The sequence below is a fragment of the Segatella baroniae DSM 16972 = JCM 13447 genome (assembly GCF_000426585.1).
Lineage (GTDB): Bacteria > Bacteroidota > Bacteroidia > Bacteroidales > Bacteroidaceae > Prevotella > Prevotella baroniae.
This window is the reverse complement of sequence record NZ_AUFQ01000001.1, coordinates 257511-272976: the sequence shown is the minus strand read 5'-3', so window position 1 is coordinate 272976 and position 15466 is coordinate 257511. Positions and strand designations below refer to the sequence as shown.

Genomic DNA, 15466 nt, shown 5'->3' with positions numbered 1-15466 from the left:
CCGATGGAGAGCCGGAGTTACAGTTCGACGACTGTAATTCCGGCTCCGCCGAATTGTACATGCTCGTCGCGGAAGTGCGTCACGTTGGGAACTGTGGACAGATACTGCCGGATGAGCTGGCGAAGAATGCCGTTGCCTTTGCCATGTAGGATTCTGACTTGCTGCATTCCCACGAGGATGGCGTCGTCGATGAAATATTGTACGGCATTCAACGCCTCGTCACCACGCATGCCTCTGACGTCCAAGTCTTGATGGAAGTTGTTCTTGTGGGCGTCGATCGTGTCGCGGGTGGTGCGGCTTATCTGATAAGAAGCCAGGTTCGGCAGTCGTCCCGTCGTCGATTCTTCCGCCTTGGGTGTGTCGGCTGGCTCCAACCGCTCTGTTTTCATCTTCGTGCGCATGTCTCCGAAAATGACGCTGGCCATCTTTCCGTCAATGCTCTCAATGGTTCCGACGGTCTGCAGCCCCTTGATTCTGACCATGTCGCCAGCTTGCAGCGGTCTGTCCTGTAGGCTTCCATGGCGCAGATTGGCGTTTTTCCTGATGGCTTCGGCTGCTTGTGCTTCCAAGTTGGCCTTGTTTTTCTTGCGATTGGCACTCCGTTCCCGCCGTTGCTTGATTTGTTCGATCTTCCGTGCGATGGCTTCGTCGTTTTCCTTCTGCGCTTCTTCGCTGCGAATGTTCTCCTCAAACGCCTTCAACTCTTGTCGAATCTTGCGCGTTTCCTCCTTTTCGGCCTGGTGTTCCCTGATTTCGCGTATCGTGTTTTCAATGCGCTTGTTGCTTTCTTTCAACAATTCCTCAGCCTGCTGGCGGGCTTTCTGCATGACCTCCTTTCGACTTTTCTCCAGTGCTTCGATTTCTTCTTCATAGCGTGCGATGGTCTTTTCCATGTCCTTTTCACGCTGGTGAATGCTCTGTCGCTTGTTTTCCCAGTAGCGTTTGTCGCGCACGATGTCTTGCAGATACTTGTCGCTTTGGATGTAGTCGCTGCCCACGATTTCCGAAGCCTCGTCGATCACCTCTTCGGGAAGCCCTATTTTCCGTGCGATCTCGATGGCGAAACTGCTGCCGGGGCGGCCGATGGCCAGCTGGAAGAGCGGCCGCATTTCGTGGCGGTCGTAGAGCATGGCGCCATTGGCTACGCCTTCATGGCTGTCGGCGAAGTGTTTCAGGTTCTGATAGTGGGTCGTAATGACGCCGAAAGCCTGTCTTTTGCAGAATTGTCCCAGCACACTCTCGGCGATGGCGCCGCCTATCTGCGGCTCCGTTCCCGTACCGAACTCGTCGATAAGGATGAGGGTTCGGTCGTTGGCGGCCTTCATCATGTTTTTCATGTTGAGCAAGTGGCTGGAGTAAGTGCTCAAGTCGTTCTCCAGACTCTGCTCATCGCCGATGTCGATCATGATGTTTTGGAAGACGCCCACCGTCGAACGGTCGCCCAAGGGTATGCTGACCCCCATCTGAAGCATGTATTGCAGCAGACCGACGGTCTTCAGACACACGGACTTGCCCCCGGCGTTGGGCCCGGAAATGATGAGGATGTGCTTGTCGGCGGTCAGCGTTATGTCGAGCGGTACGACTTCCTTGGTCCTTGCCAGGATGGGATGGCGGGCGCGAATCCAGTCGATGTGCGGCACGTCCTCGGCCTTCGGCTCGAAAGCCTGCATGCCGATGGCCATATGAGCCTTGGCCTGTATGAAGTCGATGTGGGCCATCAGCACGTAGGAACGCAGCATTTCGGGAGCTTCCGGCCGAATCTTGTTGCTGATGTCGGTCAGGATTCTGATGATTTCCTGCCGTTCGTCGCTCTCCAACTCCCTGATTTTGTTGTTGGCTTCGACCACTTCCGTCGGCTCGATGTAGACCGTTCGGCCCGTTGCGCTCTCATCGTGGACGATACCCTGTATCCTTCTTTTCAGTGCGGGCGCAACCGGAATGACGAGACGGCCGTCTCGCAGCGTTGGCGTCACGTCCTTGTCCACCAGTCCTTCGCTCTGCGCGGCGCGCAGAATGCTGTTGAGCGTGCGCGAAATGCTGCCCTCCATGCGCGCCAGTTCCCTGCGGATGTCGTGCAGGGCGGGCGAAGCCGTGTCGCGGATGTGGCCGAACTTGTCGAGAATCTGGTCGATGCGCTGGATGACGGTCGGGTAAGTCGTCACCTCTTCGGCCAGCAGAGCCAGCGTGGGATAGGCGGGTTGCTCATCCGCAGTCGGCGGAATGAGAAATCTCTTGATGCGATGGAGCGTGTCGAGTGACCGCCGCAAGTCGAAAAGCTCACTCTCTTCCAAGTGTGTATTGACGATTCTGACCCGCTTGAGCGCCTCCCGAACGTCGTGGAAGTTGTCCAACGGGAAGTCTTCCTGCTTCTCGATGATGCGTCTGAACTCTCTGATTTCCGCCATTTGGGTGTTGATGGCGTCGGCGTCGGTCGAGAAGGACATGTTGTCCACCATCTCTTTGCCGAGAGTCGACAGGCAACGTCCTTTGATAGTCCTGCGGATTTCGTCAAATCCGACCTTTGTTTCAAAATTATCTGGGTAAATCATTTGGCTTCAGTTGTTTCATTGACCAGGTAGGCAATGTTCAAATAGGGTATGCCCGCGTTGCTTTGCAGGCCAATCTCGCAGGTGCGGCTGTTGGAATAGCCCACTTCTATGTCGGCGTTCTCTATCTGCGGGCGCAGTTTGCGGAGCGCGTATCGGTTCAGCTCAGGGTGCGTGAAACCTTTGTCGCCCGCAAAGGCGCAGCAGCCGACGCCTTCGGGGACCAACACATGGTCGGAACAGAGGCTTGCCAGCTCGATCATCCGGTCGGTCAAGCCCATCTCTCGCGTGGAGCAAGTGACGTGGATGGCAATCCGCTTGTGGGTGGGATGGAAGACGAGGCGGTCTTTCAGATAGGTCATGATGAACTCGACAGGCTCGTAGAGCTTCATTTTCGTGAAGACCTTGCGCATGCGGTGCAGGCAAGGGCTTTGGTCGCACACCACAGGATAGCGTCCTTCTTCGCTCGCTTTCCACAAGGCTGCCTCCAATTCGGCACTCTTTCGGTCGGCAATGTCCATCATTCCTTTGCTCTCCCAAATCTGTCCGCAGCACATGTGGTGCATCCCTTCGGGGAAGACGACTTCATAACCGGCCTTGTTCATGAGGCTTGTCATCTCGTCGACGACCGTCTTCTTCACAGGCGCACCTTTGCTCAGTCCCATCGTTTGGTTGATGCAGCTGGGGAAGTAGACCACTTTCAGCCGCTCGCCGCCGGCTTTCAGTTGATTCTTGGGGCGTTGTGGCTGACGCGTTGGGCGGGGCATGGCCACCGTCCATAGGGGCATGCCGGCTTTGTGGAACTGTTCCGTCAGAACCGTCATCAGCTTGTCGCCCAGAATGCTGTGGCCCAGGTGGGCCAAGTCGAGCACGCCGCGCAGCCCGCGCTTGATTCCGGCCATATGGTTGGCACCCAATTCCCCCACCTTGTAGCCCACGCGATTGTCGAGCATGTTGATTTGGCGGATGAGATGGGTGAGGTTTCCCGTGTTGATCTTCATGGGACAGCTGGTGGCGCACAGCCCGTCGGAAGCGCAGGTCTGGTCGCCTTGGTAGCGATATTGCTCCCGCAGCTTTCGCAGGAGCATGGGATTCTCTCCCGTTTGCTCCAAATGGCTGATTTCCCGCTGGATAGCGATGCGCATGCGAGAGGACAACGTGAGTCCGCAAGACACGCAGTTCACTTCGCAGAAGCCGCATTCGATACATTTGTTGGCGTCCTTCACGCCTTGGATCATGGCCTGTGTCGACGATTTGCCCTGCTCCAATGTCAGATAGCGTTCGCCATCGGGAATCTTCTCGTAGGGGAAACGCAGCTCGGGCAGGTCTTTCAGGTTCTGCGTGAAGCAACCGGGGTCGTCGTTGAAGATGACGCCCGGGTTGAGCAAGCCCTTCGGATCGAAGATGGCTTTCAGCTCCTTCATCACCTCGAAGGCTTCCGCACCCCACTCATAGCGCACGAAAGGCGCCATGTTGCGCCCCGTTCCATGCTCGGCTTTCAGCGAACCGTCAAACTCCTTGACGACAAGTTCGGTCACGTCGTGCATCATTTTCTCGTAGCGTTTGACCTCCATGTCGCTCTTGAAGCTTTGGTTCAGGATGAAATGGTAGTTTCCCGCAAAGGCGTGGCCATAGATGCAGGCGTCGTCATAGCCATGGTTGGCGATGAGTTTCTGCAACTTGACGGTCGCCTCGGGCAAGTCTTCTATGTGGAAAGCCACATCCTCTATCAGGCAGGAGGTGCCTATGGGGCGGGTTCCGCCGACCGAAGGGAAGATGCCCGACCGAATGGCCCAATATCGGTTGTAGACTTCGGGGTCTTCCGTGAATGTGGCCGGACGGTAGAGGTCGAACGATTGCAACACGTCGAGTATCGTATCGACATTTTTCTGCAGCGCTTCGTGCGAGACGGCTTTCGTCTCGGTGAGCACGGCGGTTAGCCCTTGATGGTTGCCGGGCATGACGCCGGCGATCCTGCCGGCGTCTACATCCTCCCGATATTGCAGGGAAACAGGGTCGTTCACGGCACTGAGCGACTTGTAGTCGAGCGTTTCGGCACTCTTCACCATGAGGTTTTCCGCGCTCATGGCCAAGTCTTGGTCGCCTGAAATGAGTTCTTTCAGTTTGACAATGGCCTCGCAGCTTTCCTTCATCGACTTGAAATAGACCATGGCCGACGCCTTGAAGGGATAGTCCTTGAGCGTCTTCATCGTCACTTCGGCCAGGAATGCCAGCGTACCTTCTGAGCCAACCATGCTGTGCGCCATGATGTCGAACGGGTCGTCGTAGGCGATGAGCGGGCGCAGGTTGAGTCCCGTGACGTTCTTGATACTGTATTTGTAGCGAATGCGGTCGGCGAGGGGCTTGTTGGCCCTGACCTTGTCGCGCAGCTGTTCGATTTGTTGAATGAATCGGGGGTGCGATTTTCTGAAAGCCTCTTTGCTTTCCTCGCTGCCGGTGTCGACGATTGTGCCGTCGGCCAGGATGAGTCGGGCGCTGACAAGCATGCGGTCGCTGTTGGCATGCACGCCACAGTTCATGCCCGAGGCGTTGTTGCTCACGATTCCGCCGACCATGGCACTGCCGACCGACGCCGGGTCGGGCGGGAAGACTCTGCCGAGCGGCTTCAGAATCTGGTTGACCTTGCCACCGACGACGCCCGGTTGCAACCTGATGGCTTGACCGTCATCCAGCAGCTCGTGTCGTTCCCAATGCTTGCCCGCCACGATGAGGACCGAATCGCTTATGCTCTGTCCGGAAAGGGATGTGCCGGCCGCGCGAAAAGTATAAGGAATGTTGTGTTTGTCGCAGGCTTGCAGGATTCGTGACACTTGTCGTTCGCCGTCCGACCGGATGACGATTTTCGGAACCAAGCGGTAGAAACCGGCGTCGGTTCCCCAGGCAAGCGTCCTTAGTTCATCGGTGTAGATTTGCTGTTCGTCCACGAATCGGCGAACATCTGTCAAGAATAGATCATAGCGTAGCGGCTCCATAGCGTCCCCTCTAAATATGTTTGTACATTATATATATTGCAAAATTAGCGATTAATTTCCATTCATCGATTATATCATGCGGCCTAAATCCGTATTTCCGGGCCACTTTGTCGTCTCTGTCGCATATATGTGCTACCTTTGTCGGGCAACAAGATGGAATCATGAACGTAATAGAAACAAGAATCAAGGGAGTCTTTGTCTTGGAACCGCGCCTGTTCCAGGACGCCAGAGGCTACTTTTTCGAGTCATACTCGCAACGGGATTTCGACAAGCAGGTACGGACAATCACGTTTTGTCAGGACAATGAGAGCCGGTCGAGCTATGGTGTCGTGCGAGGCCTGCACTTCCAACGGCCTCCTTACGCGCAAAGCAAGTTGGTCAGGGTGATTCGTGGCGCGGTGCTCGACGTGGCGGTGGACATTCGCAGAGGCTCGCCCACCTACGGACAGTGGGTAGGTTGCGAGATGACGGAAGCCAACCATCGGCAGTTTTTCATCCCCCGCGGCTTTGCCCACGGCTTTTCCGTGTTGAGCGAGACGGCCGTTTTCCAGTATAAGTGTGACAATTTCTATCATCCCGAAGCCGAAGGGGCCTTGGCCTTTGACGACCCGCAGCTGGCCATTGATTGGCGGATACCTGCCGACAAGGTCGTTCTTTCAGAGAAAGACAGGCACCATCCGTTGCTGAAAGACCTGGACAGTCCGTTTGTTGATGGCGAATGCTACGAGCCTTAATGTGCCGTTGTTTGCAACCGCAGTCCTTTGATTTCGCGAAAGCAGTCCTTCGGCGTTGCAACGGCAGTCCTTTTGCATTGCGAAAGCATAGCGGTTGGCCGCTGAAAGCAGTGCTTTTGGCGGTTGAAAGCAGGCTTGTTGGAAAGTGGGCGAGGAGAGATGGTGCGGCAACGGCTTCATCTTCGTCTGCCGGCGGCCGCCAGGCGTGTGACACCTTCCGTGCGTTCCCGCACGAAGGGCGGTCGAAATGGGGTGTGGAGGCTTGCAGGGGTGTGGAAAGAGCAGAAGCCCACTCTGAAAGAGCGGGCTTCTATGTTTGTTTGGAATAAGTTGTTTCGGTTTAAGCCTCGACGTTGGTCTTGGCGGCATACGCTTCTGGTGACAGAACGGAAACGGTGCTCTTGTTGAATTTACCCTTGTGGAAGTAAACGATACCGTCCGTCAAGGCATACAACGTGTCGTCTTTACCCTGAGCTACATTCTCACCGGGGAAATGCTTGTTGCCGCGCTGGCGGACAATGATGTTGCCTGCAACGATTTTCTGGCCACCCCAAATCTTGACGCCTAATCTTTGTGAAGCTGATTCACGGCCGTTCTTAGAACTACCTACACCTTTTTTATGTGCCATTCTTTGTTCCTCCTACGTTTTAAGCGATTACTGATTTTACTGTTACCTCTGTGAACTGCTGGCGATGGCCGTTCTTCTTGCGATAGTCCTTGCGGCGTTTCATCTTGAAAACGATGACTTTTTCGCCCTTGACAAGCGGGTTCACAACTTCAACTACTACTTTCGCGCCACTTACAGTAGGTGCGCCCACTGTGACAGTGCCTTCCTTGTCTACGAGAAGAACCTTGTCAAATTCAACAGTCTTGCCTTCCTCTACATCTTTGAGGCGGTTGACGAAGAGCTTCTTGCCCTCTTCGACCTTGAACTGCTGACCGTTAATTTCTACGATTGCGTACATTTTAATTGATATAAACGGTTTTCCGTAAGGCGTTTGGCATTCGGCCAACACTTCATCGAGCCTTTGCGGACTAAATCGGGTGCAAAATTACAAAAATTAAATAGTTATTCCTTTGCCGTATAAGCTGCGTGGATGTGGAATTATGGATAATTAACGAAACGGAGCCGCTTGTCGCCGTAATTTTAACTTATGTGCGCTTGTGCTTCAGAGTGTGCCCTTGGTCGTCGGCAGGGTGTAGTTCCAGATGTCTCGTCGGACGGCCATCTTGAGGGCACGGGCCAGCGCCTTGAATATGCTTTCTATCTTGTGGTGCTCGTTTGCGCCCTCGGCCTTGATGTTCAGGTTCATCCTGGCAGCGTCGCTGAGGCTCTTGAAGAAGTGTTGAAACATCTCCGTGGGCATATCTCCGATCTTCTCGCGTCGGAAGTCGGCGTTCCAGACGAGCCATGGACGGCCTCCGAAGTCGAGCGCCACTTGGCACAGGCTGTCGTCCATGGGCAGGCAATAGCCATAGCGTTCGATTCCGCGCTTGTCGCCCAAGGCCTCGGCGAGGCATTCCCCCAGCAGGATGGCCGTGTCTTCGATGGTGTGGTGCTCGTCCACATGCAGGTCGCCTTGGGCGCGGATGGTGAGATCCATCATGCCGTGCCTGCCAATTTGTTCGAGCATGTGGTCGAAGAATCCCACTCCGGTAGCTATGTCGCAGCGGCCGGTGCCGTCGAGATTCACCTTGACATGGATGTCTGTTTCCCGTGTAGTGCGTGTCTTCTCCACAATCCGCTCACCGGCAAACAGCAGTTCTGCAATCTTGTCCCACGTGAGTCCGTCCCCCAGGATGTAGGAGCGGCAGCCGATGTTGCGTGCAAACTGCGCGTCGGAGTCTCGGTCGCCGATGACGACGCTGCCGCCGATGTCGAATGCCGGGTCGTCGATATACTTGCGGACCATGCCGATGCCGGGCTTGCGACAGGGGGAGCCGTCTTCGGGGAAATGGTTGTCGATGAGTTGGTCGTCAAACACGATACCCTCTCCCTTCAGTGTTTGGAGGATGAAGTTGTGTATGGGCCGAAAAGTCTCTTCAGGAAAGGCCGGTGTTCCAAGTCCGTCTTGGTTTGTGACCATGACAAGTCGGAAGTCAAGCCGTTCGCAGATGAACCTGAGATTCTTGAAAACGCCGTCGACGAATTTCAGTTTGCCGAACGAGTCGACCTGTTCGTCTTCCGGTTCGGCGACGAGCGTGCCGTCACGGTCTATAAATAGTATTCTTTGCTTTTTCATCGATTCTGCTTTTGATGGACAGATATATGAAATAGGTGGAATAGAAAAAGAGCGACAAGACGTATTGCGCGAGGAAAAACAAAACGGTCAGCACTGCCACCAGCAGACAACCGAAGCACGACGGCAGGCCGTCGGGGTCGCCGATGAGCTGTCCTTGGACATTCGTGACCTGTTCCAAAGCCAGGATGAAGCCCGGCATGAGCAGGACAATCCATGTGGGTATCATGATGAGGAGCAGCACAAAGAGCGTCAGCAGGATGAATCCCTTGTGATGAAAGCCTTCCTTGTAGTATGCAGTAAAGACTTGCGAGGCCCGGGCTTCAGGGACAAACAGGTATTTTGTGGTGGAGTAAACCAGGGGGAGTAGGAAGACGATGAGCAGGATGAGCAGCAACGTCTTGAAGAGTTCCAAGAGCGAAAGCGTGAGAATGGGATGGCTTTTGGCCAGCGGTGAGAAGGCGGGCGTGAGCAGTTGGTTGCCGCCATAGACTGCGAGGAAAAGCCCAAAGACGATGACCGGAAAGATGAAGCTTCGCTTGCAGGCTTGTTTGTAGTCGCCTGTGATGCAGCCGGATAGCCTTCCTATGAATCCTGTTTCGGCCATGGCGAAGGCTGCCAGACAAGCAAGCGTGAGCACGGGGAGGAGCAACGGGTGGGCTGCCGCCTGCCGGATGGCGTCGGGATTGGGCAACAGCAGGTAGGTCAGGACTGCCGCGAAGAATGCGCCAAGCAATGCGGCAGGGTAGGTTTTGCGGAAGATGAGCCGCTTGTTGTTAGACAGCAGGGAGCATGCGGAGCCGATACATCCTCTGACTCCCTTGTTTTTAAATTCTATGTCCATAGTTATGTCTGAAAGAAGCGTGATAAACGATTGGAGATGATTACTTGCGACGCCGGCGGAACTCCGCGCAGGTGAGTGCCGTGGCGACCGCTACATTCAAGCTCTCTGCGGTGATGTTCCCTGGCGGATAGTTTGGTATCAGCAGACGGTGGCTCACAAAGCCGGCGACTTCGTCCGAAATGCCGTTGCCCTCATTGCCCATGATGATGATTCCGTTGTCCGAAAGCGTTGTTTCATATATGTCATGGCCATCCAGAAAGGTGCCGTATATCGGGATGGAGGACGGCAGATTCTCGAACAAGGCGGGCAAATCCATGTAGAAGGTCTGCACTCTGGCGATACTGCCCATGGTCGCCTGTACGGCTTTGGGACTGTAGATGTCGGCGGTCGAGGGGCTGCAAAAAATGGTTTGTATGCCGAACCAGTCGGCAATCCTTAGAATGGTTCCGAGGTTTCCGGGGTCTTGGACGCCATCGAGAGCCAGCGTCAGGCCTTGGCGTGCTTGTCCGATGGCTTCTTGTTCTGAGCGTGTGGGGATGGAAAAGACCGCCAGCACTTCCTGGGGATGTTGGAGAAAACTGAGTTTGCGCAATTCTTCGTGGGAGACTTCCAGTAGCTCTGGCGAAGAAACGGTGGTGGGTGCAACCGCTTTCAGGCTTTTTTCATAGTAGGATTCCATCCATGAGGATTCTGCAACGATGAGCCGGGGAAGCATCGTATGCAGCAACTCGCCTACGATTTTGGGCCCTTCAGCGACAAAGCAGCCAAATTGACGTCTGAACTTCTTTTGTTCGAGTGATTTGATATACTTGATCTTAGCTTTGCTTATCATCATTGGGAGCTTTTGAAAGGCAGATTGCAAACGCGCAGTGGGCCGTTTCTTGTTTGATGTTACAAAGTTAATACAAATACCGGCATGGCGTGGCAGTTGATTCCCTAAATAATATTAATCTGCAAAACGGCATGGAGCATGTGTCGGAAAAATGTTTCGCAGTTCGGATGAGCCTATGGCAACGGGATAGCGGCGGCACTTGCGCTGTTTGTCGGAACGCATTGGGAGCGGAAAGAGGTGGGCATGAAAAAAGGCAACCTTGACAGATTGCCTTTTTTTCATTTGTTTTCAGTTTGCTTTTCTTCGTTTGAAAAGATGCAAACTCACGTTAGATTTGCTCCGACCAGTCTTCCTGGCTCTTGCGAACATAAGTCTGATAACGGAGTTTCGCCATCTTCTCTGCCTGTGAGAACAGCTCTGCGGCTTCTACGGGGTAGGCCTTTGCCACTGATGAGTAGCGGACTTCGCCCATGAGGAAGTCTTGGAATTCCTCCCACTTCGGGGCCTTGGAGTCAAGCTGGAACGGATTCTTGCCTTCGTCGGCAAGGCGCGGGTCGTAGCGCCAGAGGTGCCAGTAGCCGCATGCTACGGCCAGTTCTTCCTCACGTTGGCTGGTGCCCATGCTTCTCTTCATCTTCTTGGTGCCCTTGATACCATGGTTGATACAGGGAGCATACGCAATGATCAGAGATGGGCCTGGGTAGGCTTCGGCTTCGCGGATGGCTTTCAATGTCTGTGCATTGTCAGCTCCCATGGCTATCTGTGCAACGTAGACATAGCCGTAGGTCGTCTGCATCAGGCCGAGGTCTTTCTTACGGATGCGTTTTCCTTGAGCCGCAAACTGCGCGATGGCGCCAAGTGGAGTGGACTTGGAGCTCTGTCCACCGGTATTCGAGTAAACTTCGGTGTCGAGAACGAGGATGTTTACGTCTTCACCCGAAGCAAGAACATGGTCGAGACCGCCGTAACCGATGTCATAAGAAGCACCGTCTCCACCGATGATCCACTGGCTGCGCTTCACGAGATAGTGGTCGAGGGTCTTGAGTTCTGCACAGATTGGGCAGCCTGCTTCGGCACCGGCGGCAATGAGCGGCTTGAGTTCTGCGGCAGCTTCCTTGGACGCGTCGGCGTCATCCTTGCCTGCAATCCATTTCTCTGCGGCTTCCTTGAACTCTGCCGGACAGTCTTCGTGGGCAGTCGCGTCGTTCAGCAACTTCACGATACGTTCTTTCATCTTCTTGTTTCCCAGAGCCATGCCCAAACCAAATTCGCAGAAATCCTCGAATAGAGAGTTGTCGAATGCCGGTCCCTGGCCATTGGCGTTCGTCGTATAGGGCGTGGATGGTACGGAAGCCGAGTAGATCGAAGAGCAACCTGTGGCGTTGGCAATCATCTCGCGGTCGCCATAGAGTTGGGAAATCAGCTTGACATAAGGTGTCTCTCCACAACCGGCACATGCGCCGGAGAACTCGAACAAGGGTTGTGCGAACTGCGAGTTCTTCGGACTCTGCTTGATGTCTACGAGATGTTGCTTCGAGGTTACGTTCTTGATGAGATAGTTCCAAGTCTGATTTTCCTTGATCATATCCGGTGCGTCGACATTGAATGGAGCCATCTTCAAGGCCTTTTCACCCTTCTTGCCGGGGCAGACGTCGGCACAGTTGCCGCAGCCGAGACAGTCAAGTACGGAAACCTGGATGCGGAAGTTCATGCCTTTCAGCGTCTTCGGAGCAAGCACGTCGATGGTGTTGCCGTCGAAAGCGGCTGCTTCCTGCTCGTCCAAAACGAACGGACGGATGCAAGCGTGGGGACAAACGTAGGCGCACTTGTTGCACTGGATGCAGTTGTCCGAATTCCAAATGGGAACGAACGCTTCCACACCACGCTTCTCGTATGCAGAAGTTCCATTCTGCCAAGTTCCGTCAACGGTGTCGTATTTGACAAAGTCGGAAACCTTCAGAAGGTCGCCGGCCTGTGCGTTCATAGGACGGACAATCTCCTTGATGAAATCGGGTGCGTCGTCGATGTTGCCGTTGTCGTCGGCCAGTTCCGCCCATGCGGGGTCGACAGCCAATTCCTTATATTCGCCGCCACGATCCACGGCCGCGTAGTTCATGTTGACAACGTCTTCACCTTTCTTGCCATAAGACTTCACGATGAAAGCTTTCATCTGTTCTACGGCCAACTCTACAGGGATGACGCCTGTAATGCGGAAGAAAGCCGACTGGAGAATGGTGTTGGTGCGGTTGCCCAGACCGATTTCCTGGCCAATCTTGGAAGCGTTGATGTAGTAAACCTTGACGTTGTTCTTGGCAAAGCAGCGTTTTACCTTGTTGGGAATGAAGTTGATCAGTTCCTCACCGTCGAAGATTGTATTCAGAAGGAAGGTGCCGTTCTTGCGCAAACCGCGTGTCACGTCGTACATGTGCAGGTAAGCTTGAACGTGGCAAGCCACGAAGTTGGGCGTATTTACCAAATACGAAGAGTGGATGGGGTCGTCGCCGAAGCGGAGATGCGAGCAAGTGAAGCCACCGGACTTCTTTGAGTCGTATGAGAAGTAGGCCTGGCAATACTTGTTGGTGTTGTTGCCGATAATCTGCACAGAGTTCTTGTTGGCGCCAACCGTTCCGTCGGAACCGAGTCCGAAGAACTTGGCTTCGAACATGCCGTCGCCCCCCATTGGGATTTCTTCTTCTTCGGGAAGTGAAGTGAAGGTGACGTCGTCGACGATACCTACCGTGAAATGATCCTTGGGCGTTGGCAATTCAAGGTTCTTGAACACGGCGACAATCTTGGCCGGAGTCGTGTCGGCGGAACCGAGACCATAGCGACCACCGACAATCAACGGCTTGCGCTCGTCGTTGTAGAGTGCCGACTTCACGTCAAGATACAGCGGTTCTCCCTCTGCCCCCGGTTCTTTCGTGCGGTCGAGAACGGCGATGCGCTTGACAGTGGCAGGAAGCGTCTTCTTCAGGAAGTCGACGGAGAACGGGCGATAGAGGTGAACTGCAACCATACCTACCTTCTTTCCTTGCTTGTTGAGATAGTCGATTGCCTCGCGGGCAGGCTCTGTGGCGGAGCCCATCAGGATGATAACATTCTCTGCGTCTTCAGCTCCATAGTAGTTGAACAGGTGGTATTCGCGTCCGGTAATCTTGGAAATCTCGCCAAGATAGCTCTCCACTACTTCGGGAATGGCGTCGTAGTACTGGTTGGAAGCCTCACGATGTGTAAAGAAAGTCTCGGGGTTTTCGGCGGTACCGCGTGTAACCGGGCGCTCAGGAGAGAGGGCGCGGTCGCGGAAACGCTTCACGGCATCCATGTCAACCAATGGACGTATGTCCTCCATGTCCATGGCCTCGATTTTGTGATACTCATGCGACGTGCGGAAACCGTCGAAGAAGTTGATGAAGGGAACGCTGGTCTTCAGTGTCGAAAGATGAGGAACGGCGGAAAGGTCCATCACCTCCTGTACGGAACCGGAGCAGAACATGCCGAAGCCGGTCTGGCGGCATGCCATCACATCCTGGTGGTCTCCAAAGATACAAAGCGAATGAGAAGCCAATGTACGGGCCGATACGTTGAAAACGCAGGGCAGCAATTCGCCGGCAATCTTGTACATATTGGGAATCATCAACAGCAAACCTTGAGAAGCAGTGTAGGTGGATGTGAGCGCACCGGCCTGAAGTGAGCCGTGAACAGCACCCGCCGCACCTCCTTCGGATTCCATTTCCTGTATGGAAACGGTTTGACCGAAGAGATTCTTACGACCTTTGGCAGCCCATTCGTCAACATGCTCAGCCATGGGAGATGACGGAGTAATAGGGTAGATGGCAGCTACTTCGGTGAACATATAGCTCACATGTGCAGCAGCGGTATTACCATCACATGTCATAAACTTTTTTTCTTTAGCCATTTTTTATTTAGATTAAAATGAATATATATGTCTTTGTTCGTTGATAGTCAATTCAAATGTCAATAGAGGAAGCCCAAGAGCCAAAGCGGAATCTGGTTTCCCTTTCCTATTTCTGTGTTGTAGCGGGCATAGAACGTGTCGGTGCTGTACCTGATCTTGTGGTCGCTTTGCGCGTCGCACACCCTGAACTTCAACTTTCCGTCCACCATGAAGAAATGTTCTTTGTTTCCTTGGTTTACCAGATGGTCCTTCCAAAGGGAATTGACGAAAAAAGTCTCCATCAAGTCTTGCTGGCTGGCTTGAATCGGGTAGATGGCATACATCAGGTTGGAGTTGTGCATCATGATTTTGCTCGGCTTCTTCGGAAACTCTTCGCCGACGGGATAAATGATGTTGATGAGCCGGGCGTCCGCCAAATACTTGATGTAATTCATCACCGTTGCACGGCTGGTTTCTATTTCGTGCGCCAGATTGCTGATGTTGGGGACTTTCGGACCGTCGACGGCCAGCAGATAAAACAGCTTCTTGATCTTTGTCAGGTATTTCAGCTCTATCTGTTTGATGAGCAGGATGTCCACTTCGGTCATCATGTTCATGGTTTTCAGAAGATTCTCCGAGAAGTTCCGGTGTTCCAGGAAGAACGGATAGAAGCCGTGGTGGATGTATTCGGCGAAATAAGAAGAGGGACTTGCCTTGGGTAGAATGTCTTTGATGATTTGCTCGTGCGACTTTAAAATCTCGTCCAGCGTGTAAGGGCGGAATGTGTTGCCGGTCTGTAGGTTCAGAAACTCTCTGAAAGAGAAGCCGCGCAAGTTGTAACTTCTTACAATTCCGTTAAGTTCCGGATTCTCATCTTTCAGCCGCATCACGCTGGAGCCTGTGAAGACGATCTGGAGTTGTGGGAAAAGATCGTAGCATTTTCGCAGCTCCAGGCTCCAATCGGGCTGCTTGAAGACTTGGTCGATCAACAAAACCTTTCCGTTGTGAGCGACAAAGTCGGCCGCAAAGTCGGCTATTCCTTTGCCTTGGAAGTAGAAATTGTTCATGTTGACGTACAAGCATCGCCTGTCATGGGGGCCGTACTTCTCCTTTGCGTATTGAAGCAGGAAGGTCGTTTTCCCAACGCCACGAGTCCCCTTTATGCCTATCATGCGTTCGTTCCAGTCTATTTCGTCCATGAGGGTACGACGGACTGTGGCGTCAGTATGTTCGACCAAGTAGGAGTGAGTTCGAAAAAAAGCTTCCATGTCACGCTTCCGTTTTTGTTTTATCCTTGCAAAGGTAGTAACTATTTTGTTAAATTGCAAACTCTGGATTACAAAAAACGATTTAATTTTATGATTCTTTATAGGTGACCGCTA

10 protein-coding genes are annotated in these 15466 nt (G+C 53.6%); 1 reads left to right on the top strand and 9 read right to left on the bottom strand.

Annotation, left to right across the window (positions count from 1 at the left end; all coding sequences use genetic code 11):
• Positions 1-17: 17 nt before the first annotated feature.
• Together K334_RS0101190 and K334_RS0101185 are read right to left on the bottom strand one after the other, a co-directional pair.
• On the bottom strand, positions 18-2549 hold the full coding sequence (locus tag K334_RS0101190; protein WP_027444383.1) for an endonuclease MutS2: 2532 nt from the start codon (positions 2547-2549) through the stop codon (positions 18-20).
• Positions 2546-5539 carry an FAD-binding and (Fe-S)-binding domain-containing protein gene (locus K334_RS0101185; protein ID WP_025881293.1) on the bottom strand — a complete coding sequence of 998 codons (2994 nt, stop codon included), beginning with the start codon at positions 5537-5539 and terminating at the stop codon, positions 2546-2548. Before K334_RS0101185 ends, K334_RS0101190 begins: the two co-directional genes overlap by 4 nt.
• A gap of 161 nt (positions 5540-5700) precedes the next feature.
• Here K334_RS0101185 and rfbC point away from each other — a divergent pair, with 161 nt between their 5' ends.
• Positions 5701-6273 carry a dTDP-4-dehydrorhamnose 3,5-epimerase gene (rfbC, locus tag K334_RS0101180; protein WP_027444382.1) on the top strand — a complete coding sequence of 191 codons (573 nt, stop codon included), beginning with the start codon at positions 5701-5703 and terminating at the stop codon, positions 6271-6273.
• Between the two features lie 340 nt (positions 6274-6613).
• On the opposite strand, the gene rpmA is transcribed toward rfbC, so the two are convergent.
• From rpmA to K334_RS0101145, 7 genes are all read right to left on the bottom strand, one after another.
• On the bottom strand, positions 6614-6901 hold the full coding sequence (gene rpmA, locus K334_RS0101175) for a 50S ribosomal protein L27 (protein ID WP_021590446.1): 288 nt from the start codon (positions 6899-6901) through the stop codon (positions 6614-6616).
• 19 nt (positions 6902-6920) lie between these two features.
• Positions 6921-7238 carry a 50S ribosomal protein L21 gene (gene rplU / locus K334_RS0101170; protein WP_021590439.1) on the bottom strand — a complete coding sequence of 106 codons (318 nt, stop codon included), beginning with the start codon at positions 7236-7238 and terminating at the stop codon, positions 6921-6923.
• Positions 7239-7442: 204 nt separating this feature from the next.
• Positions 7443-8516, bottom strand: a complete 1074-nt coding sequence (gene hisB / locus K334_RS0101165) for a bifunctional histidinol-phosphatase/imidazoleglycerol-phosphate dehydratase HisB (protein WP_025881296.1) — start codon at positions 8514-8516, stop codon at positions 7443-7445.
• Positions 8482-9357: a hypothetical protein gene (locus tag K334_RS0101160; RefSeq protein ID WP_025881297.1), complete on the bottom strand. Its 876-nt coding sequence runs from the start codon at positions 9355-9357 to the stop codon at positions 8482-8484. The genes hisB and K334_RS0101160 overlap by 35 nt, the downstream gene beginning before the upstream one ends.
• Positions 9358-9397: 40 nt before the next feature.
• Entirely contained in the window at positions 9398-10189 is a 792-nt protein-coding gene (locus K334_RS0101155; protein ID WP_025881299.1) for an RNA methyltransferase, read from the bottom strand.
• Between the two features lie 328 nt (positions 10190-10517).
• Positions 10518-14105 (bottom strand): pyruvate:ferredoxin (flavodoxin) oxidoreductase, encoded by a 3588-nt coding sequence (nifJ, locus tag K334_RS0101150; protein ID WP_027444381.1) that lies wholly within the window; start codon positions 14103-14105, stop codon positions 10518-10520.
• Positions 14106-14164: 59 nt separating this feature from the next.
• The gene (locus K334_RS0101145) at positions 14165-15352 is read right to left on the bottom strand and encodes an ATP-binding protein (protein ID WP_025881300.1); all 1188 of its coding nucleotides are present in this window, start codon (positions 15350-15352) and stop codon (positions 14165-14167) included.
• Between the last annotated feature and the right edge of the window lie 114 nt (positions 15353-15466).